This is a genomic window from Amycolatopsis sp. SID8362, assembly GCF_010550475.1.
In the GTDB taxonomy this organism is placed as follows: domain Bacteria; phylum Actinomycetota; class Actinomycetes; order Mycobacteriales; family Pseudonocardiaceae; genus Amycolatopsis; species Amycolatopsis eburnea.
The window spans coordinates 1-306 of record NZ_JAAGNB010001598.1 but is presented as its reverse complement, the minus strand read 5'-3'; the positions used below and the strand labels follow the sequence as shown (position 1 = coordinate 306).

Annotated in this window: 1 pseudogene; it reads left to right on the top strand. The window is 76.1% G+C overall.

Annotated features, from left to right (window positions below):
* A pseudogene (locus tag G3I65_RS48980) lies at positions 1-306 on the top strand (hypothetical protein); the annotation flags it as partial.

Here is a 306-nt window from a genome sequence, read left to right as displayed (position 1 = left end):
GACCCCGAGTTCGAGCAGGAGTACGTCGAGCCGGTCGACACCACGCGGCGCGACCTCGCGGAGCTGTTCGCGGCGGTCGACGGGCTGCGCGAGGCCGACGACCGCCTGGGTCAGGACGTCGCCGACCTGAGCGAGCGGCTCGAGAGCGGCGGCGCGACCCGGCAGGAAGACCGGATCGAGCTGCTCGGCCGCCGCCTGGAGCGGCTGCAGCAGCAGGTGCACGCGCTGGAGCGCGCGGTCCGCGTGTCCGACGGCGTCCCGCGCGCCGACCTCGACGACGTCGGCCCGGAAACCCGCGCGCTCGCG